Source organism: Cytobacillus sp. BC1816 (assembly GCF_051353635.1).
GTDB lineage: Bacteria > Bacillota > Bacilli > Bacillales > Cytobacillaceae > Cytobacillus > Cytobacillus oceanisediminis_C.
Map to the genome: position 1 here is coordinate 915,252 of NZ_CP195611.1, position 18,381 is coordinate 933,632.

Annotated in this window: 19 protein-coding genes; 15 read left to right on the plus strand and 4 right to left on the minus strand. The window is 44.4% G+C overall.

Annotation, left to right across the window (positions count from 1 at the left end; genetic code table 11):
• The first annotated feature begins 133 nt into the window (after positions 1-133).
• The 7 genes from ACR42H_RS04895 to ACR42H_RS04925 all read left to right on the plus strand — a co-directional run bounded on the left by ACR42H_RS04895 (position 134) and on the right by ACR42H_RS04925 (position 3,877).
• Positions 134-352 carry a hypothetical protein gene (locus tag ACR42H_RS04895; RefSeq protein WP_436374918.1) on the plus strand — a complete coding sequence of 73 codons (219 nt, stop codon included), beginning with the start codon at positions 134-136 and terminating at the stop codon, positions 350-352.
• Positions 353-471: 119 nt separating this feature from the next.
• Positions 472-870, plus strand: a complete 399-nt coding sequence (locus ACR42H_RS04900; RefSeq protein ID WP_113882998.1) for a GNAT family N-acetyltransferase — start codon at positions 472-474, stop codon at positions 868-870.
• A gap of 96 nt (positions 871-966) precedes the next feature.
• Complete coding sequence (locus tag ACR42H_RS04905) at positions 967-1,791, plus strand: MBL fold metallo-hydrolase (RefSeq protein WP_436374919.1); 825 nt, start codon at positions 967-969, stop codon at positions 1,789-1,791.
• 58 nt (positions 1,792-1,849) lie between these two features.
• Positions 1,850-2,389: a DinB family protein gene (locus tag ACR42H_RS04910; RefSeq protein WP_436374920.1), complete on the plus strand. Its 540-nt coding sequence runs from the start codon at positions 1,850-1,852 to the stop codon at positions 2,387-2,389.
• On the plus strand, positions 2,386-2,907 hold the full coding sequence (lepB, locus tag ACR42H_RS04915) for a signal peptidase I (protein ID WP_113883001.1): 522 nt from the start codon (positions 2,386-2,388) through the stop codon (positions 2,905-2,907). Before ACR42H_RS04910 ends, lepB begins: the two co-directional genes overlap by 4 nt.
• A 48-nt stretch (positions 2,908-2,955) precedes the next feature.
• Positions 2,956-3,126, plus strand: coding sequence for a hypothetical protein (locus ACR42H_RS04920; RefSeq protein ID WP_166672505.1), 171 nt, complete (start codon positions 2,956-2,958; stop codon positions 3,124-3,126).
• Between the two features lie 151 nt (positions 3,127-3,277).
• Positions 3,278-3,877, plus strand: coding sequence for a histidine phosphatase family protein (locus ACR42H_RS04925; RefSeq protein ID WP_436374921.1), 600 nt, complete (start codon positions 3,278-3,280; stop codon positions 3,875-3,877).
• A gap of 35 nt (positions 3,878-3,912) precedes the next feature.
• On the opposite strand, the gene ACR42H_RS04930 is transcribed toward ACR42H_RS04925, so the two are convergent.
• A complete protein-coding gene (locus ACR42H_RS04930; protein ID WP_436374922.1) occupies positions 3,913-5,172 on the minus strand; it encodes an ATP-binding protein in 1,260 nt (419 codons plus the stop codon).
• A 303-nt stretch (positions 5,173-5,475) separates the two neighbouring features.
• Here ACR42H_RS04930 and ACR42H_RS04935 point away from each other — a divergent pair, with 303 nt between their 5' ends.
• The 4 genes from ACR42H_RS04935 (at position 5,476) to ACR42H_RS04950 (ending at position 10,783) form a co-directional block, all read left to right on the plus strand.
• A complete protein-coding gene (locus ACR42H_RS04935) occupies positions 5,476-5,928 on the plus strand; it encodes an ArsR/SmtB family transcription factor (protein WP_113883227.1) in 453 nt (150 codons plus the stop codon).
• Complete coding sequence (locus tag ACR42H_RS04940) at positions 5,929-7,206, plus strand: MFS transporter (RefSeq protein WP_113883004.1); 1,278 nt, start codon at positions 5,929-5,931, stop codon at positions 7,204-7,206.
• A gap of 134 nt (positions 7,207-7,340) precedes the next feature.
• Positions 7,341-9,428 (plus strand): catalase, encoded by a 2,088-nt coding sequence (locus tag ACR42H_RS04945; protein WP_113883005.1) that lies wholly within the window; start codon positions 7,341-7,343, stop codon positions 9,426-9,428.
• Between the two features lie 491 nt (positions 9,429-9,919).
• Entirely contained in the window at positions 9,920-10,783 is an 864-nt protein-coding gene (locus tag ACR42H_RS04950) for a GyrI-like domain-containing protein (protein WP_436374923.1), read from the plus strand.
• A 116-nt stretch (positions 10,784-10,899) separates the two neighbouring features.
• Here the strand turns inward: ACR42H_RS04950 and ACR42H_RS04955 are convergent, their stop codons facing one another.
• Complete coding sequence (locus ACR42H_RS04955; protein WP_113883007.1) at positions 10,900-12,414, minus strand: glycine betaine uptake BCCT transporter; 1,515 nt, start codon at positions 12,412-12,414, stop codon at positions 10,900-10,902.
• 140 nt (positions 12,415-12,554) lie between these two features.
• Between ACR42H_RS04955 and ACR42H_RS04960 the strand changes: the two genes are divergently transcribed.
• The 4 genes from ACR42H_RS04960 (at position 12,555) to ACR42H_RS04975 (ending at position 16,503) form a co-directional block, all read left to right on the plus strand.
• Positions 12,555-13,052 carry a DinB family protein gene (locus ACR42H_RS04960; protein WP_113883008.1) on the plus strand — a complete coding sequence of 166 codons (498 nt, stop codon included), beginning with the start codon at positions 12,555-12,557 and terminating at the stop codon, positions 13,050-13,052.
• 129 nt (positions 13,053-13,181) lie between these two features.
• A complete protein-coding gene (locus ACR42H_RS04965) occupies positions 13,182-13,733 on the plus strand; it encodes a cytochrome c oxidase subunit II (protein WP_436374924.1) in 552 nt (183 codons plus the stop codon).
• Positions 13,726-15,192 (plus strand): cbb3-type cytochrome c oxidase subunit I, encoded by a 1,467-nt coding sequence (locus ACR42H_RS04970; RefSeq protein WP_436374925.1) that lies wholly within the window; start codon positions 13,726-13,728, stop codon positions 15,190-15,192. The genes ACR42H_RS04965 and ACR42H_RS04970 overlap by 8 nt, the downstream gene beginning before the upstream one ends.
• 87 nt (positions 15,193-15,279) lie before the next feature.
• Positions 15,280-16,503, plus strand: coding sequence for an MFS transporter (locus tag ACR42H_RS04975; RefSeq protein WP_436374926.1), 1,224 nt, complete (start codon positions 15,280-15,282; stop codon positions 16,501-16,503).
• A 34-nt stretch (positions 16,504-16,537) separates the two neighbouring features.
• On the opposite strand, the gene ACR42H_RS04980 is transcribed toward ACR42H_RS04975, so the two are convergent.
• Together ACR42H_RS04980 and ACR42H_RS04985 are read right to left on the minus strand one after the other, a co-directional pair.
• Positions 16,538-17,494: a calcium/sodium antiporter gene (locus ACR42H_RS04980; protein WP_113883012.1), complete on the minus strand. Its 957-nt coding sequence runs from the start codon at positions 17,492-17,494 to the stop codon at positions 16,538-16,540.
• A 107-nt stretch (positions 17,495-17,601) separates the two neighbouring features.
• Entirely contained in the window at positions 17,602-18,324 is a 723-nt protein-coding gene (locus ACR42H_RS04985; protein WP_113883013.1) for a DUF3784 domain-containing protein, read from the minus strand.
• Positions 18,325-18,381: the final 57 nt, after the last annotated feature.

Sequence of the window (18,381 nt, forward strand, 5' to 3'; positions counted from 1 at the left end):
ATGTAAAATTACACTAAACAAATGACCTGGGAGTCATGAAAAAATTACTGTTGATTACTGCAGGCTAGTTATTTCTGGCTTCCCCTGTCCTTTTTCTTTATGTATTGAATAATAGCAATGGATAACCCATGAGGTGAAGAAGCATCTGGATGGAACAGGCTATGACGAAAATGATTTTCAGGAGCACAGCGATAACATACCTAAAATGGACATCAATCTTGATTTTTACCAGGCCCATTATTATATCATTTTCAAAGATGAGCCGAACATAATCTATTACTATGGTAAAAAGAAGTGGTTTGGGATGTCGTTAAGTTTTGTGAAAAATGCTCTTCTACATATGAGTTTGTAACAGAGAATACGGAACCTATTGAGGAAGCCTGTGTATCAATGCTTGAAAAACGTTAAGAAAAAGGATTTTCCGCCTGAAGCCAGAATAAGAGTATCATTCCATTGATAAGGAGATTTTTTATGATCAAATATGAATTTGCCATACCGGATCAGGATCAATTATTTCAGTTATATGAAAAGGACGGCTGGAATGAATTTTTGAAGCTGCCGAAAGAAAAGCTGCATCAGGCGATGAAGCAGAGCTGGCTTGTGATCGGTGCCTTTGATAGAGAGTGCCTGATCGGGACAGGGCGCATTATTTCAGACGGAGTCATTAACGCCTATCTTTGCGGATTAATCGTTGATCCAGCTTATCGCAGCCAGGGCATCGGAAAGGAAATGGTGCGAAGGCTGGCAGAAGAGTGCTCGAAGGCACGGCTGCATGTACAATTGATGGCTGAGGAGGAGAAAGCGGGCTATTATGAAAAGCTGGACTTTGAGGTTTTTACCTTAGGCTTAAAGTATAAGTTTTCAGGCTAAAGTTGTAGCCATTTTCAGCCAGAACGGCGATTTAGCATAACGTTTCCAGCATTAAAATGGGTAATGTAACCAATATGAGAAACGGAGGCAATTCTTATGGAAAAATATATATGCAAAACGTGCGGAACACAATTTCCTTTTTCGGTCCATCAGCCTGAAAGCTGCCCGATCTGCATGGAAGAGCGCCAGTACGTTGGCCCTCGCGGCCAGGAATGGACAACATTACATGAAATGGAGGAAAGCCAAATTTATATAAATAAAATACAGCAGGAGGAATCCAGCCTATACAGCATGAAAACAGTGCCGGAGTTTGCCATCGGCCAGACAGCTTATCTTATTCAGCATAACGGTTTTAATCTGATGTGGGACTGTATTACCTATCTTGATGAGCCCACGATTGAAACGATAAAAGATCTGGGAGGAATAGACGCTATCGCACTGTCACATCCTCATTACTATTCAGCTCAGGCGGAATGGGCGGAAACATTCAATGTGCCGATCTATATACACGAAGACGATAGGGAATGGGTGATGAAGGACAGTAAACACATTATTTTCTGGAGCGGAGAAACGCTTAAAGTTCAAGATGGCCTGGTCATCCACCGCCTTGGCGGCCATTTTAAAGGCGGTGCTGTCCTTCATTGGGAAAATGGGAATCATGGCATAGGCGTTCTGCTCACCGGCGACATCATTCAGGTTGTCGCAGACAGTGGGTGGGTCAGTTTCATGTACAGCTACCCGAATCTCATCCCTCTTCCGGCTGAAACGGTAGAACGAATGGCTGGCAAAATAAAAACGCTAACATTTGAGCGGCTTTACAACGCGTTCCACAGAGTAATAAAAAAAGAGGCAGACCTTGCAGTGCAGCGGTCAGCAAAACGCTATATAAAAGCAGTCCGGGGCGAGCTATTTCAAACCTAATATTGGCTCTGGAAATAGAAATTTAGTAAAATAAGGTAACAGAATGGGAGGGAACACGATGTTAAAGAAACCTAAATCCAATGAATATGCACCCTATTATGAGAAATATGTCAGCTCCGTACCGGAAGGGGACCTGCTGCAGATCCTCGATGAGCAAATAAAGGAAACGATGAATCTGGTAAAAGATCTGAATGAGGATCAGGCTCAATTCCGTTATGCTCCGGAAAAATGGACCGTTAAAGAAGTTATCGGGCATATCACAGATACCGAACGCATTATGAGCTACCGCCTGCTTTGCATTGGCAGAGGGGATTTGGCCAAGCTGCCGGGCTATGATGATAATGAGTATGTGAAGAATGGGCAATTCAACCGTTTCAGCATCCGGGAACTAGTAGAGCAGCTGTCCTATGTACGCCAAAACACGATTGCTTTACTAAAAAGCCTGGATGATGAGTCACTGCTAAGGAGAGGGAATGCCAACGGCACGGAAGTAACCGCCCGGGCCATCGCCTATATCATTGCCGGCCATGAACTTCATCACCGCACCTTAATCAAAGACCGGTATATGGCTGCAGAAAGCTTTGGTGGAACATATTGAATAAACATGAAATAGCGAGCTGGCTGAAATCTATTCTGATTGCCTTTGGAATCGCTATGGTGATCAGGGTCTTCCTTTTTTCACCTTACTATGTGGAAGGAGCCTCCATGGATCCTACCCTTCATGACGAAGAAAAAATATTCGTAAATAAATTTGAAGAACCGGACAGAGGCGATATTGTCATCATCAAGGGCGAAGAAAAAAACTATGTTAAAAGATTAATAGGATTCCCTGGCGATGAACTGGAAATGAAAGATGACCACCTGTATATAAACGGCAAGCAGCGGGATGAAGACTATCTCTCAGAAAATCGCAAAGCAGCAGAAGGAATTGTCAACAAACTGACCGGCGACTTCGGCCCCCTCACTGTTCCGGAAGATCACTATTTCGTGATGGGCGACAACCGCCTTGTCAGCCTGGACAGCCGAAATGGACTCGGATTTATTGAGAAGGAGCGGATTATCGGCGTCAGCGAATTTGTCTGGTATCCTTTTACAAGCATAAGAAAAGTAGATTAGCTTCAGGAGCGGCAAGCACCGCTCTTTTTACATAATAGGGGGGATCTTATGGAATTGTTTCTTCAAGTAGCTGCCTATTTTATCTTTGCTGCCGGGTCTTTTTATTTCTTTTTCGGCGGAGTAAGAAAACCGGCTGGAAAAAACGCACTAAGGCATAAGAGCTTTATCTTTTTGATCAGCTTCCTAGTCCTGAGCGGATATTTCTGGTTCGGCAGGTGATGAGGGTGAAGCCTATTTGCTGAAGCCGCTATTCCATTTGCAGATGGCGAGATTCTATTTTTCGAAAGCTGTCCATCTATTTGAATCCTCCAAGAGCAAAATCCCTATTTTAATTGAATTCGAAGCAAGTGAAAGAAAGGACGTGTTATAGATGACAAATATCGGATTGATCAGGCACGGGATTACAGCCTGGAATAAGGAGGGGCGGGCGCAGGGAAGCTCGGATATTCCTCTCCATGAAGAAGGATTGACTGAGGCAGGACGCCTGGCAGAACGGCTTGGCGGAGAAAGCTGGGATGTGATTTACTCAAGCAATCTCCTGAGGGCAAAGCAGACTGCAGAAGCCATCCAGGAGAAAATCGGTTCCATTCCCCTTCACCTCGATCCCCGAATAAGGGAAGTCGGCGGCGGAATGATTGAAGGCACAACCGAAGCAGAGCGTCTTGAAAAATGGGGCAAAGACTGGCGGGAAATGGACCTCGGTTTTGAGCCGAAAGAAAACATCATTAATAGAGGACTTGAGTTCCTCCAGGAAATTACAGATAAGCACCCGGGCGAAAACGTGCTGATCGTAAGCCACGGCTCCTTCATCCGCCATCTTTTAAGAGAACTGGTGCCGCACACGGATCTGTCCTCCCCGCTGAAAAACACATCCATCACAAAGCTTTTGATCAAAGAAAGCCAGTGGGATTGTGAGCTGTATAACTGCACGAAGCATCTTGAAGTGAAGCAGATAGTAGAATCATGTTAAGCAGTAAAAAAACAGCAGGCTGCCCCTGCTGTTTTTTATTCATTATGTATCTTCGACTTAAAGTTCGGAAAAGTAAACCTGAAAACGGTGCCTTTACCGATTTCGCTTTTGACGCGAACACTGCCATCCATGGCCCTTACAATACTGAAAACAACCATCATTCCAAGGCCGGTCCCTTTGGAGCCTTTTGTGGAATAGTAGGGTTCACCTAAACGCTGAAGCTGATCGGACGTCATGCCGACACCGGTGTCTTTTATTTCGATGGTGATCTGGCTGCTGCTATAGTGTGTTTCTATGTATAATTGCCCGCCGCGCGGCATGGCCTCAATTGAATTTTTAATTACATTCAGAAAACATTGGTGGAATTTTTGCCGATCACCTTTAATCGATCCGAGAAGGGCAAAATGGGCATTGATCTCTACGGAATTCTGGTTGGCGGTCGGTTTTAATATATTCATGACTTGAATTAGTTCTTTTTTTACATTAATTTCTTCGATTTTATCTAAGGAAGGCTTGGAAAAGGTTAAATAATTTTGAATGACCTGTTCTGCCGATTCCAGTTCGGCTTTCACGATGCCCAAATACTCGACCCTTTTTCGTGGCGGCAGCCGCTGTTCCTGCAGCAGCTGCACAAATCCGATTGCAGCCGTCAGAGGGTTGCGGATTTCATGTGAGATGGCAGCTCCCATTTGCTCCACAGCTTCAAGTTTTTCTGCCCGTACGAGATTTTCACGGATATCCAGATTTCTTTTGGCAAACTCAAATACATATGAAATCATGAAGACACCCAGTGGCGGAATCACCAGGAAGGCAAACCAGGCATCAAACCGGTTTTGAGGGGGCACCGATAGTTCCATAACAACAACAGTCTGCACACTTAAAATCAGGGTAATGATAATCGAAAGGCGAATCCTTTTTCGCGGCACCTGCTTCCAAAACCAGGGATAGAGCCTCCAAAGAATAATCCCAAGGGGCAAATATAAAAGAATATTAGAATAAAACCCAGGTTCTATTCCATAAAAACTTCTCATCAAAATCACACTCCCGGCTAATGCGGGGCCGATTCCCGCATATAAACCGCCGATGATGACAGGTATCAATCGTAAATCAAAAAAGTAATGCGTGCTTGGCTGATAGGAAAATTGAAAACATATCCAGATCATGAACAAAAGCCATATAAAAGAGCAGCCTTTGGAAAACCGGAATTTAGAGCTTTTTTCCGCCCATACCAGCACAATAAACAAGATGACAATCAAGAGCGATAGATTAAAGAAAAAATGCTTTGTGATTTCCACCGTTTCACCTGCCTCTTTGTGAGGTTATAAGAAAATTCTATATTGTTTTACTATTTATGACAATACTCATTTGCTTTTTTTATATAATATTGTCAGAAAATACGAAATTGTCGAGGGTAAAGATTACTATTTCAATGCGAGTGAAATTTGGTTTGCCGAAAACAATCTTATCCCTGTAGGGATATGTCTTTGTTATTTTTTTAAAAAAATGTATCATTCAAAATTTTTAGAACATATAATAAAATCAGAATAAATAAATGAATTAGAAAGGGTGAAGCCACTTTGGATTTAATCAAGAAAACGATGGAGATCAATCTGGAACAGCAGAAGCTGATATCCAGCCCGTTAAGGATAAAAATTATTTACCTCCTCGCTAAAAGAGCCATGACAGCCAAACAGGTTGCTGAAGAGCTCGGAAAGTCTGCAGGAAGCATTCATTACCATATTCAGCAGCTTTATAAAGGCGAAATACTGGAAATTGAGGAAACGAAAGAAAACAGGGGAATTATCGAAAAGTATTACCGTTCAAAAGCGACGCAATTCAACTTGAAAGAAGTGAACGGGCAGGATAAAGGATCCAGCAGCTCTATGGGAATAAGCATCTCCCTCACAGATGATGAAGTAAAGGAATTTCAGGACGATTTGTATGAACTAATGGTTAAATACATGGAAAAGAGCGTAAAGGGAGCTATAAAGCGCAATTCATATGAAATCTCCTGCAGCTTCAAATTGCTTAATTCCGAGGAGGAAGATTAGATGGAAGCCCAGATCAAAAAAAATATAACACTGTTTTTGACAGGGAAAATGACAGCGGTGCTCGGTTCCTCCATTTACGGCTTTGCCATTGGCTTATATATCCTTGCAGAAACAGGGTCCAGCCTGAACTTTGCCATAACCCTCATTCTTAGTGCGCTGCCAAGAATCCTGCTTTCCCCTGTTGCGGGCGCGCTCAGTGACAGGTGGGACCGCAAAAAAATCATCATAATTTCCGATTTTGCCTGTGCGGTCTGGCTTCTTGCCATTTTGCTGCTGTATCTTTTTGCCACACAGGAAATCTGGCTCCTCTACACAGCCACAGCCGTTCTAAGCATTTTGAATACCTTTTATTCAGCGGCAGTCACTTCAGCGATTTACAATATGGTCGGTCCTGATACTCTGCAAAAAGCGATGTCACTCAATCAGGCCGCAGCTTCATCATCCGCCATCTTGGGACCCGTTCTTGGGGGCGTCTTCTTTGGCATCTTTCATTTATCAGTCTTCATGCTTATCAACATCATCGCCTTCACAGTCTCCGGCATCACCAGTTTACTAATTCAATACAATCTATTTGCAGAGAAAAAAGAAAGACCAGAAGAAAAGAGTATGATCTATGATCTGAGAATGGGTGTTTCATATGTGAAAAATCAGCCATTCATAAAAAATCTCATTATCATTAGCATCTGGCTGAATTTTTGGTTCGCGGTTTTTCCCGTTGCCATGCCTTATCTGGTTCTGACTGTACGGGAAATGAGTTCCCTTCAGCTGGGCATTATTGAAGGAGCCTTTTCTGTCGGGATGCTGATTATGTCGGTCGCTCTTTCTGCCCGTCCTGAAGTAAAGAGAAAAGAAGTGACCATCTTTGGGGGCATAATGGCCATGTCCCTGATCATTGCTCTGCTTGGCCTCCCGAATTTTCCTGGCTTAATGGGCATTTCAAACAGCATCATGTTTCCTTTTTTAATTGGTATGGTCCTGCTGTTATCATCAGTTATCATGGTGGTCAATATCCCTGTGATGGTTTTACTGCAAAAAGGCACGCCTGATGCCTATCGGGGCAGGGTCATGTCACTCCTTGAAACAGGAGCAAGTGCCATGACACCGCTCGGCTTTATCTTTTTTGGCATCCTGCTTGAAAAAATGCCTGTCTGGATCCTGATGGCTGCATGCGGAGGATGTATTCTGGTGCTCATCCTGTATCATCTGCAAAAAAGAACCTTTATCCAGCTTCTGAGAGATGAAGATCAGCCTAAAACAGAGATTAGCTCACAAGCCTGAGAGAAAGCAGTTTTCCGCTGCTTTCTTTTATTTTGCCGTTTATCGCATTCGTTCTGGGGTATTTCAACATATAGATACATAGTTTACATCGTAGCCCAGAAGCGATTGCTTCTTTATATAAGGAGGAAAACCATTTGAAACAAGATCCGCAAAACAAAGGTGTAAATGCGCACAGCAAGGACAAACAGCTTGAAGAATTTCGCATGGATAACACAGGCAAGAAGCTTACGACGAATCAGGGAGTCAAGGTTTCGGAGGATGAGCATTCGTTAAAAGCTGGTTCCCGTGGCCCGACCTTGATGGAGGACTTTCACTTCAGGGAAAAAATGACGCATTTTGACCATGAGCGCATCCCTGAACGGGTTGTCCACGCCCGCGGTTTTGGCGCACATGGCTATTTCCAGGTGTATGAACCCATGACAGAATATACCCGGGCAAAGTTTCTGCAGGATCCATCTGTCAAAACCCCGGTCTTTGTTCGCTTCTCGACTGTTGCCGGCTCCCGCGGCTCGGCAGACTCTGTACGTGATGCCCGCGGATTTGCAACGAAGTTTTATACGGAAGAGGGCAACTACGACTTAGTCGGCAATAATATTCCGGTGTTTTTCATTCAGGATGCCATCAAATTCCCGGATCTCGTTCATTCATTCAAGCCGGAGCCGCATAACGAAATGCCGCAGGCTTCAACGGCCCATGATACGTTCTGGGATTTTGCCGCCAACAATACTGAAACAGCCCATATGATCATGTGGACAATGTCAGACCGTGCCATTCCGCGCAGTTTCCGCATGATGGAGGGATTTGGCGTTCACACGTTCCGATTTGTGAATGAGCTGGGCAAGGCACGTTTTGTGAAATTTCACTGGAAGCCTGTTCTTGGCACGCATTCCCTGGTTTTTGATGAAGCCCAAAAACTTGCCGGAAAGGATCCGGATTTCCATCGCCGTGATCTTTGGGAATCCATCGAAATGGGGGACTATCCTGAATTTGAGCTCGGTGTTCAAATGATTGAGGAGGAAGATGAATTCTCCTTTGATTTTGATATTCTGGATGCGACAAAGTTATGGCCGGAGGAAATGGTCCCGGTTAAAATTATCGGGAAAATGACCCTGAACCGCAACCAGGATAATGTATTTGCTGAAACAGAGCAGGTCGCCTTCCACCCTGGACATGTAGTACCTGGCATTGACTTTTCAAATGACCCGCTGCTGCAGGGACGTTTATTTTCTTATACCGACACTCAGCTGATCCGCCTTGGCGGTCCGAACTTCCATGAGCTCCCGATCAATCGTCCGGTGTGCCCGTTCCATAATAATCAATATGACGGCTACCATCGCATGACAATTAATAAGGGGCCGGTTGCTTATCATAAAAACTCGATGCAGAATAATGATCCAAGCCCTGCCACAGCAGAAGAGGGAGGCTATGTTCATTATCAGGAAAAGGTTGAAGGACGAAAGGTACGCCAGCGCAGTGATAGCTTCAAGGACCATTACAGCCAGGCGAAAATGTTCTGGAACAGCATGTCTGAAGTGGAAAAACAGCATATGATCGAGGCGTTCCGCTTTGAAGTCGGAAAGGTGCAGAACAAGGATGTGAAGCAGCAGGTTGTCGACATGTTCAGCAACGTAGATAGCTTCCTGGCTGAGCAAATTGCCCGCGGAGTTGGCGCAAAAGTGCCGGAAGCAGTGAATGAATCCAAAGTGACGCTCTCTTCACCAGCATTAAGCCAAATGAATACAGCCAAATCACCTAAGACCCGAAAAGTCGCCATTCTCGCTGAAAATGGATTCAGCTATTCTGAAGTCAAAAGCGTAATGGAAGCTTTGAAAAGTGCTGGGATCATGCCGGAGATTGTCAGCAAAAACCTGGGCATGATCAAAGGAGACGGCGGAGAATTGGAAGTAGTGAAAACATTCCTGACCTCCCACTCCGTTATGTATGACGCTATCTATATAGCAGGAGGAAAAGAAAGTGCTGAATCCCTGAAGAAGGTGCCTCAGGCCAAGGAATTCGTCAGCGAAGCTTACAAGCATTTTAAAACCATTGCGTTTGGAGGCGAAGGAGCCGAACTGCTGCCTGCAGAAGCAATGGACACGCTGGGGCAATCCCAAACCCTATCGGAAATGGGAATCGTCGAAATCAAAAGCGGCGATGCATCCGCAAGCGAGAATTTAATTAATAGCATTGCCATGCACCGTCATTGGGGACGTGCCATATAAAATTGATGCCAGCTGCCCGCTATCGGACGGCTGGCTTTTTTTCTGAATCCTTGATAGATTAAGGACTGACCGATATAGCTGGAAACTGACCGAAATATTGGAGAAACTGACCGATAAAATCGAATAGTAACCGATAAATTAAAATTATGACCGATAAAGCTGATGAAGTGACCGATAAACGGAAAATTGTTCGTCCATCGTTGAGTTTGGCCGATAAGTCTTAAATTTTGGCCGGTAAAAGCCCCACATTGGCCGGTATCTTCCTAATTTGGCCGGTGAAACGGCAAAATTGGCCGATAAATACCCCATTTCGGCCGGTTTTTTCCTGATTCTGCTCCGTCCGCCAGCAGCCGCATCAAAATTTCCCCAATATGCAGGTATTCCCCTCCTAAAATAAGAATTCTTTAATAACAACCTGCCAAAACAAAGCAAAAAATGACAGGAAGGCAGAAAAAGAAAACGGTAGGATATAGTCAAGGGAGTGATCAGTAATGTCATGGATCGTATCGCTGCAGAAGGCGATTGATTATATAGAGGAGCATTTGCTGGATGAGGATCTTTCCATCGGGAAAGCCGCGGAGGAAGCCAACTCCTCCGTATTTCATTTTCAGCGTACATTCGCCATTTTGACTGATATGCCGGTGGGCGAATATATACGGGGAAGAAGACTGACCCTCGCAGCACAGGAACTGGTCCGAACAGACCGCAAAGTGATTGATCTTGCCTATAAATACGGCTATGACACTCCCGAAGCTTTTACTAAGGCTTTCCGCAGGCAGCATGGCATGACCCCGACTGAAGCAAGAAACTTTTCCGGAAAGCTGAAATCATATAACCGCCTGGTAATCCAGGTGAGTCTGAAAGGGGCAGAACCAATGCAATATGCAATTGTCAAAAAAGAAGCTTTTCAAGTAGCAGGAATCAAAAGGGAGTTCTCATTGTGCAATGAAGAGAATCTGGCCGGCATCCCGAAAATGTGGGATGAAGTAAATAGTAACGGGACCGCTGACAACCTATTCATGCTGAATAATGGCGAAATTAAAGGGGTTCTCGGTGTGTGTGTCGATAACCGCAGCAAAAAGCCTGACAGCATGGATTATTGGATTGGGGCAAGCTTCAAAGGAGATAAGCCTGACAGCTTCGAGTGCCTGGAAGTCCCGGCCTCTAAATGGGCGGTATTCGAAGTGCATGGGGCCATGCCGCATGCCATGCAAAACACCTGGAAAAAAATCTTATCGGAATGGTTTCCATCCAGCGGCTATGAGCATGCTGCTGCACCGGAACTGGAAGTCTATTCTGCCGGTAATGCGTCCAATCCTGATTATTATTCAGAGATCTGGATTCCGGTAAAATAAACAGCAATAAAACCTGCAGACGCTATATCTGCAGGTTTTTATTTCGATAACTGTCTAGCTCCTAGCGCCATCGGCTCTAGGTCATAAGCCGATAGGCGGTCTCCCTCCGTTTTTCTTTAAACCTTCCTCTTCGGAATCTTTCCAATCCCAAGCTCCTTCGCTTCTTTCTGCAAGGCCTTGATCAGACTGAAGGTCATTAAAGCCATGATAACGGAAAAAGGAAGTGCTGCTGCAATCATTGTGTTCTGCAGTGCTTGAAGCCCGCCGGAATAGAGCAGAACCAATGAAATAGCAGCAAGCAATATTCCCCAGACCATTTTTATCTTGTTGCCAGGATGGTGTGAGCCATTTGTCGTCATCATTCCCAATACATATGTGCCGGAGTCGGCAGAGGTTATAAAAAACGTACAAATGAGCAGAATGGCGATAACTGAAAGGATCGTCCCCATCGGCAAGTTCGAAAATACACCAAATAATGCTTCCTCAGTAGCTAATTCGGAAATTTTGGCAACACCATTATACTCTTGCATTATGGCAGTACCACCAAATGCGGAAAACCATAAGAAGCCTATTAGAGATGGTACAAGGAGGACACCAAATACAAATTCCCGGATTGTTCTTCCTTTTGAAACGCGTGCGATAAAAATCCCTACGAAAGGTGCCCAGGCAATCCACCAGGCCCAGTAAAATATCGTCCAGCCATTAATCCATTCCCTGACCTCTGGGTTTAATGGTGCAATTCTTAGGCTCATGCCAGGCAAATTTTGCAGATAAGACCCGAGAGTATTGGTGAACAGGTTTAAGATGAACAAAGAAGGTCCCAGAAAAAAAGTGAGCAGGAATAGAACCACTGCTAAAATCATATTGGCATTACTCAAGATTTTGATGCCCTTTCCAAGTCCCGACCAGGCGGATATCATGAAAAGAACTGTAACAATCGCCACGATAATAAACTGGACTGTAATGCTAACCGGTATGCCAAAAAGATAAGACAGCCCTCCGTTAATCTGCACAGCACCAAATCCAAGTGTTGTTGCCACGCCAATTACAGTCGCTACGACTGAAAGTATATCAATGACCTTCCCTGCAGCTTTCTGTGTATGGTCACCTAAAATCGGCTTCAAAGTGGCACTGATTAAACCAGGCTCCCCTTGACGGAAGATAAAGTAAGCCAAAACAAGCGCAACGATACCATAAATGGCCCATGCATGGATTCCCCAATGGAAATAAGTGTACCTCATGGCATTCCTGATGGCCTGGTCAGTCCCTACTTCCCCGCCTGTTGGAGACCCGACTGCATAATGATAAATTGGTTCAGCAGCACCCCAGAAAACAAGCCCGATCCCCATACCAGCACTGAACAGCATCGCAAACCAGGTAGGGCGGGAAAATTCGGGTTTGTCATCCGGCTTCCCGAGCTTAATTCTGCCTAATGGACTTATTAAAAAGTACAAATTAACAATAACGATAAATGATACAAGAATTAAATAATACCAGCCGAATTTATCGGTGATAAAAGCCTGTACATTTGCTGTCACACTTTCCAGCGAATCCGGGACAAAAACACCGAATAAAACAAGCAATAATAAAATGCCAACCGATATATAGAAAACCGTTAAGTTTTTCTTCACATACAATCCCCTTTCTTCACATATCGCTTCCTTTAGGATTAAATACATTTGAAGTAATTATGCGGGTGAAAAAGAAATTTAAAGGAAATTCTCTTATGCTGACGAATTTCCATTGTATCAGGACAAGGAGGTAAGAGGATTTGTTAACATTATTCCGCTATAACTGGCAGGTGCGTGATGAATGGTTTGAATGGTGCCGGCAGCTCCCGGCCGAGGCGCTTAATGTCAATCGGACCGGAGGAATAGGAGGCATCCTGGAAACCCTTTTTCATATCGTGGATGTAGAATACAGCTGGATTTGTGTTATCCGGGGCAAGGAAGTAAAAGACCCGCTGTTTTCTGACTATGATCAATTGGAAAAAGTAATCACTCTATCTGAAGAATACCGCAGGGAATTAGAAAGCTTTTTTCAGGAGGAATGGCCAGTTCCATACAATGAGTTTGTTACACCTCCATGGAAGGAGAGGCAATATAAAAAGGGAGATATCCTGAATCATGTTATTGCCCATGAAATCCATCATATCGGCCAGCTGTCTGTATGGGCAAGAGAGATGAATCTAACGCCGATATCAGCAAATCTGATAGGAAGGGAATTAAATCAAATAAGGGGAGTGGCAAATGAAGAGAAAATGTCCTGATCCAGGGCATTTTTTTTACGGGAAAATTTCAAAAAAATAGTCAAATAGGACATATATCACCGAATTAAATAGCGAGTTTCCATAAAATAAGGTTTGGGGGGATTTGAAAATTTTATTGGAGGGGTATGAATGTATCAGCAAATCGCCATGTATGCGACTGTTTTCTTTGTGTTCCTGCTGGCGCTGGCATTTGCGTTTGTCTACGGTGAATCCAAGCGAAGCGGAGAGTATAGCACCATCCAGAAAAAAGGATATAAAATCAGGAAATTCTATTTTCTGGGGCTAATTGCCATTATGGCTTTTGCTACTGTCATGACGCTTGGCAGGCTGCCGTACAACAGCAATCAGGCCGAAGCGGAAGGCTTTAATGATGCGAAAGTAGTGCAGGTAACTGGAATCCAATATGCGTGGGAGATGAGTGAGGAAACATTCAAAGCAGGGGACAAAGTCCAATTTGATGTGACGGCCTCGGACGTTACCCATGGTTTTGGCTTATACAATGAGAATATGGAGCTTGTCGCACAAACTCAGGCTATGCCTGGATATACAAATACAGTTTATTATACTTTTAAAGAACCTGGAACTTATCAAATATTATGCCTTGAATACTGTTCAGCCGGACATCATGTGATGGTTAAGGAAATTGTTGTCGAACCGGAAGGGGGAGCTTCTTATGAATGAAGCGATTCACCCATTAGCCAAGAAAACAGTGGTCTGGTATCTGGCTGTAACTTCACTTGTCTTAATTCTTATGATGATCTTTGGTGTTATTATGCTGATGAATCAGGGTGAAATGATCAGAATCACGCCGCAGTGGTTTTATAAAATCATGACTGCACACGGAACAGGCATGGTCGGCATTGCTGCATTGGGCGGAACGGCCATTTTATGGTACTTCCTGTCTAAATATGTAAAACTGAACCCTGGCATCCTCATTGTAAATTTTGTTCTTTTTTTAACAGGAGTCTCGATGGTTCTTATCGCCATTTTTGTCTTTGACTTTTCCGATGGCTGGACATTTTTATATCCGCTTCCTGCTCAGTCAGCCAAAATGTATGGGGCGGCAGGGGCGGTATTCTTCTTATCGGGCATGCTGGTTCTTGGCATTGGTTTTTTAATTCTTTATATGTACCTGGCTGCAAGGCTGACAGCAGTTTATGGGGGCCTTGGAAAGGCACTCGGATGGGATATCATTTTCAGGGGGAAGAAAGGGTATGGTCCGCCTGCTGCTGTCGTGGCGACAGCCATGGTCATCATCACCAATTCGACTGCACTGCTGGCAGGAGCCACGGTGCTGGCGGCATCCCTCGTAAATATTATCAATCCGGCCGTCACGATGGACCCCTTGCTTGCCAAGCATCTTACCTATGCGTTCGGCCATATCTTTGCGAATTGCACCATCTATATGGCTGTTATTGCCGTCTATGAGGTCCTCCCGGAATATACAAAACGGCCGTGGAAAGCTAACAAGGTTTTTTTAATTGCGTGGAACTGTTCGACACTCTTTACCTTAATGATCTATACGCACCATTTACTGATGGACTTTGCGGTGCCAAAATGGATGCTCATCATCGGGCAGGTGTTTTCCTATGCAAACGGGTTGCCCGTTATGGTCGTTACAGCCTACGGAGCGCTGATGATTGTCTATCGCTCGCGGATGCAATGGGACTTTGCATCAAGCCTGTTCTTCCTGTCCATGTTCGGATGGGTGGCAGGAGCGATTCCGGCTATCATTGATGCCACCATTGTTGTCAATCATGTGATGCATAACACGAAATGGGTTCCGGGCCATTTCCATACGTATATGGGAATGGGTGTAGTCGCCATGATTATTGGGTTTATGTACTATTTTAATAAGACCGAAGGCAATCAGGAGCACAGGGGGATCGATACGTTCACCATTGCTCTCTATTTTGCCTTTTTTATGGGACTTGTGGGCTCTTTCCTTTATGCAGGCGGAATCAGTGCACCAAGAAGATGGGCGGAACACCTGCCGCAATGGGTGCTGTCCGACCAGGCAGGCGCAGTCAGCGGAATCTTTATCGTTCTGGCCGCGATCATCTTCACCACAAGATTTTTTTCCGGGTTAAGAAGTGTTGGCAGTAAGGTTCCTTACCCAAAAAAATCAGCGGCCAGCTGAGAAATAGGCGCTCTGGAGATTCTTCTCCAGGGCTTTTCTTATGCTATACTAACAATTAGGAAAATTCTAAATATATAAAGGTGATCTATGAAACAATTTAATTGGAAAATGGCGTCCTGCCTGCTGACAGGGATTGGAATATCCAGATTGGGAGATTTCATTTACCTGATTGCTATTAATTTGATTGTCTATGACATGACCGGATCAGCTGCTGCTGTTGCAGGATTATGGATCATAGGGCCAATCACTTCCGTTTTAACCAATTCATGGAGCGGAGGCTTGATAGATCGGAAAAATAAAAAGAGCATTATGATTTGGACGGACTTGGCCAGGGCCATGGGTGTAGCTCTGATACCATTTCTCGGAAGCATTGGCTTCATTTATGCAGTCCTCTTACTAATCAGTATGGCGAAGGCTCTATTTATGCCGGCTTCCGCAACGTATATAGCCAAGCTGGTTCCGATTGAAAGCAGAAAAAGGTTCAACTCCATCAACAGTCTTGTTACCTCAGGCGCTTTTATCGTGGGGCCAGCTATCGCAGGCGGATTATTTCTGATTGGAACCATCGAAACTGCCATTTTTTTAAATGCGGCTTCCTTTGTCTTTTCGGCTGTCATCATCTGGGTGCTTCCGGATATGGATAAAGATTTAAAGCCCCCTTTGGTACAAACATCAGCCTATGAAACGCTCCGGGATGATTGGAAGCAGGTTATCACGTTTGCTGGGAGAGAAGTTTTTATCATTTCTGTTTACGGGTGTTTCCTGGCATTCGGTTTGTTCTCGCTCGCAATGGATTCCCAGGAGGTTGTTTTTATCCAGGATGTTGTGGGGCTGACAGAAGCGGATTATAGTTTCCTTGTCAGCATCAGCGGTATTGGCTTTGCGCTGGGAGCTCTTTTTATCACAATCGTTTCAAAATTGCTTAGCATCAAACAGCTCATGGGCTATGGCATGCTTTTGACAGCAGTGGGCTATCTGATTTATGCAATGGCAGACTCCTTTATGCTGGTGGTCATGGGATTTACTGTACTGGGTATTTTTAATGCTTTTTCAAGTGCGGGATACCAAACCTTTTATCAGAATAATGTGCCTGTGGAAATTATGGGCAGAATGACAAGTGTGATCGGTGTCATTCAAAGCTTTGCTCAGATTATCCTGCTCTTTGGAATCGGTGTTCTCGGAGATCTGTTTCCGCTTCGCTATACGATTGTCATTTTAGCAGTCCTGAATTTAATCCTTTCTCTTTATGTCTGCCGTCAGCTGCTGAAGCCGGGGAAGCAGCAGTATTTTTCAGAAACAACCCCCGCTTAAAAGAAACGCCGGCCCAATCGGACCGGCGCTGGCATCAATTCCTCATAATGATATAAATCAAATACATAATATAAGAGGCTGCGAGAAAGCCTCCCTCATATTTTCCTACAGCATAGTGGCTTCTTGAGAATATGAGGAGCACAAATGTGATTAAAATTAAAATCGTAATATCGATGAATATTTTAGGGTCTACAGGGAGCGGTGATATGGCAGCTGAAGCCCCGAGGACAAACAGAATATTAAAGATATTGCTCCCAACAATATTTCCAAGAGCGATCTCACTTTCTTTTTTTATGGCTGCGGCGACAGAGGTCACCAGTTCCGGCAGAGAAGTCCCGATGGCAACAATTGTTAAGCCAACCAATGTTTCACTCATTCCCAAAGAGTAAGCAATCTCTGTACTGCTTCTGACTACCAAATTACCGCCAAAAATAATGGCAGCCAATCCGGCAATCGTCAAAAGACTTTGCTTCGTCCATTGGCCAGCACTTGTCTTAATAGGATCAGCCTGGGTACTGCTTCTGCTTTCCCGGGCCACTTCAAATAAATAGTACATGAATACAGCAAAAATCAGCAGCAAAACAAGGCCATCACTGCGTGAAACCACATTGCTGCCGATAGAGTCCAAATATGTATCACTAATGAAAATCATAAGTGCTGCTGTGGCAAGCAGAGTAAATGGAATCTCCTTGCGGATGGTGGTGCTGTCCACTTTCAGGGGAAAAATCATGGCGGTAATGCCGACAACCAGTGTGATGTTAAAAATATTACTGCCGACGACATTCCCAATAGCCACATCGGCATTGCCATCCAGTGCTGCCAGAATGCTGACGGTGGCTTCAGGCGAGCTTGTTCCAAACGCAACAATTGTCAGCCCGACCAGCAGCGGAGAAATCTTGAGAAACCCGGCAATTTTTGAAGCGCCATCCACAAAGAAGTTTGCCCCTGCGATCAAAAGGGCAAATCCTATGATCAGAAGTAAATATGACACTTTTCGAAGCACCTCCTAATAATTACTATGATTATCCAATTATGGATTGGATTAAGTAAATCTTCAACTAAATGCCGACGGAAATGTTTTGCCGGCGGCTTCGTTTGTTATTCCGCTTCTTTTTTAAGCTCCTCATACCAGCTCTGAGTTACTGCGGAATTTTTGCTGTTAACAAATATCTGCTCATCCTTGACCTCAATGTATAGTATGGGCGTATGGTCTTTTTGGATGAATAATAGGCTGCTGCCATAGCCAGTCACTTTGAAATGTCCCTGTGCAAGGGTTGGGAGGCCGATGCCATTTTGTTTCCAGGTTATTTCAGGCATCTCCTCCAATAATTGTACGGACTTAATATCCCGATAATCCCATTCATCTCCGTACATACCGGAGATTTCAAAAGAATCCTCTGCTAATGCCATTTCATAGCCTTTTTGACTGGAGACGGTTAAATAAACGATAGGGCCAAACGTTACAATGAAGAGGATGCTGGCAATTATATAACTGCGTTTTCTTTTGGCCGGCACTTCATATCTGGATAAGTAGATGAGTCCGCAAAGCAATATGACCAGCATGAAGCCGAATTGCGCTTCGGTTGCGAATCTGAATTCGGTAAACGAGAGAGGCAGGAGCACCAGCATTCCGATAGCGGTGCCGATGAGCAGGCTGCCGATTTTTTGCGGATACCTTTTTTCTATTAATGTTTCCTTCTCTTCTTCGGGCCGCGAAGCAAATCCCGAAATGAGCCAATAAGCCTTTTTGAACCTTACAGCCCACCCGAGAATCAGGAAGAGTGCGATCACTGCAATCTTTGTAATGACAAGTCCGATCATGGGAAAAACCTCCTTACTATTCTTACGGAGAAAACCGCAGTTTTGTTTCATATTTGG

Coding starts and splice junctions, on each gene's coding strand:
- ACR42H_RS04900 (WP_113882998.1), top strand. CDS start 472: ATGATCAAATATGAATTTGCCATACCGGATCAGGATCAATTATTTCAG.
- ACR42H_RS04905 (WP_436374919.1), top strand. CDS start 967: ATGGAAAAATATATATGCAAAACGTGCGGAACACAATTTCCTTTTTCG.
- ACR42H_RS04910 (WP_436374920.1), top strand. CDS start 1,850: ATGTTAAAGAAACCTAAATCCAATGAATATGCACCCTATTATGAGAAA.
- ACR42H_RS04920 (WP_166672505.1), top strand. CDS start 2,956: ATGGAATTGTTTCTTCAAGTAGCTGCCTATTTTATCTTTGCTGCCGGG.
- ACR42H_RS04925 (WP_436374921.1), top strand. CDS start 3,278: ATGACAAATATCGGATTGATCAGGCACGGGATTACAGCCTGGAATAAG.
- ACR42H_RS04935 (WP_113883227.1), top strand. CDS start 5,476: ATGGAGATCAATCTGGAACAGCAGAAGCTGATATCCAGCCCGTTAAGG.
- ACR42H_RS04940 (WP_113883004.1), top strand. CDS start 5,929: ATGGAAGCCCAGATCAAAAAAAATATAACACTGTTTTTGACAGGGAAA.
- ACR42H_RS04950 (WP_436374923.1), top strand. CDS start 9,920: ATGTCATGGATCGTATCGCTGCAGAAGGCGATTGATTATATAGAGGAG.
- ACR42H_RS04965 (WP_436374924.1), top strand. CDS start 13,182: ATGTATCAGCAAATCGCCATGTATGCGACTGTTTTCTTTGTGTTCCTG.
- ACR42H_RS04970 (WP_436374925.1), top strand. CDS start 13,726: ATGAATGAAGCGATTCACCCATTAGCCAAGAAAACAGTGGTCTGGTAT.
- ACR42H_RS04975 (WP_436374926.1), top strand. CDS start 15,280: ATGAAACAATTTAATTGGAAAATGGCGTCCTGCCTGCTGACAGGGATT.
- ACR42H_RS04985 (WP_113883013.1), bottom strand. CDS start 18,324: ATGATCGGACTTGTCATTACAAAGATTGCAGTGATCGCACTCTTCCTG.